This is a genomic window from [Clostridium] aerotolerans DSM 5434 (assembly GCF_000687555.1).
GTDB lineage: Bacteria > Bacillota > Clostridia > Lachnospirales > Lachnospiraceae > Lacrimispora > Lacrimispora aerotolerans.
This window is the reverse complement of record NZ_JHWJ01000048.1, coordinates 1-1,439: the sequence shown is the minus strand read 5'-3', so window position 1 is coordinate 1,439 and position 1,439 is coordinate 1. Positions and strand designations below refer to the sequence as shown.

The window sequence follows — 1,439 nt, the reverse complement described above, 5'->3', positions numbered from 1 at the left end:
ACGCAGTATACTTGATACTGCGTTTCACTAGAAAATCCTTTTATAAACACATACTTTTCAAATTAAAGACGGAGTAATCGACGGCGAATGGTGCTACTTGTGTATTCATTATATATAAATCATTGAATTTACTTATGGCTGCCTTTTTATGCTCCATCAAAGAATGGGCATAAACATTAAGAGTAATTGAAACTCCGGAATGTCCCAATAATTCACTGACGGTCTTTATATCTACCCCTAACTCCAAGGCTCGGGTGGCGAAGGTGTGCCTGATCGTGTGGAATTTACGGTCAGCGATTTTATTATCCTTTAATATTCTTTTAAACAGATTCTGAAACCTTCGAGGATCGTAAGGCGTATCATTTCCAGTAAATATGAAATCGTTATTCCTACCGTTATATAAACTGCTGTTTATTAACAGCTTCAGAAGAAATTCAGGAAGAGGGATTTTTCTTATAGATTTGCGGCTCTTTGGAATGCCTATATGCAAGGCTGTTTTACTATCATTGTTTTCAAACACTTTTATCCTGGATACAGTTCTCATAATAGACATGGTTCCTGATTCTATATCAATATCGTCCCATTTAAGTGCGCAAAGTTCTCCCAATCGTATTCCGGTATAAAAGCACAGAATTATACCAATGGCGCTTGGATCATTGCATTTAAACGCCCCTTGTTCAATCTTCTGTTGTTCTTTTGTCGTAAATACCTGCACTTCTCCACATTCTGTATTTGGCAGCTTTACAAGATCCAAAAGTTCGTGTAGTTGAGGGGAGGCTTTTAATATCTCTTTTAAAGCAACTTTAAAGATAGAAAATATTTTCTTTTTTGAGGTATCTGCCAGAGTATCATTTTCTCTTATGTATTTTACAAAGCAGGAGACGGATTCTTTTGTTATATTGTTGTGTTCTTTCTTTGTGAAAAAGGGAATTATGTGTTTGTAGACACATCGGTAATAACTCTCATATGTAGACGGCTTTACACGCATCGAAACTTCTCCCGTAAGCCAGCAAAGGAAAAGTTCTGAGGCATTATTACTTTTCACAGATGTTTTGCTTATATTATCTTCTTTAAAGTCCTTCATTTTCTCTTTTACTTCTCTGTATGTTCTGGCATAAAAATAATGATATTTTCCATTTTTATTTAGACTCCTCCCCTCCCAACGTCCATCTTTCCGCTTATAAATGTTTTCTCCTCTTCGTGCCATTGCTAATCTCCTTTCACTGATGTAGTATTTTTTATGACGTTTCCTTTGACGGCGAATAAGTCAATAAACACTATAATTTCATAGTATGAACCGTTATAATATCGCATAATTTGTATATTTAGACGCATATCTTCATGTATTCCGCTGGTTTGACAATTTATGACAGATATTGTATAATAAAATTGGATGAAATATGCAATTATTTAGGAGCACAGTATCAAGTATACTGCGT

1 protein-coding gene is annotated in these 1,439 nt (G+C 35.1%); it reads right to left on the bottom strand.

What is annotated here, in order from left to right:
• Positions 1 to 40: 40 nt before the first annotated feature.
• A complete protein-coding gene (locus T546_RS0122375; RefSeq protein ID WP_330371990.1) occupies positions 41 to 1,084 on the bottom strand; it encodes a tyrosine-type recombinase/integrase in 1,044 nt (347 codons plus the stop codon).
• Positions 1,085 to 1,439 lie beyond the last annotated feature (355 nt).

Bases quoted from the DNA above. Each gene is read 5' to 3' on its own strand.
- T546_RS0122375 (WP_330371990.1), bottom strand. From the start codon at position 1,084: ATGAAGGACTTTAAAGAAGATAATATAAGCAAAACATCTGTGAAAAGT.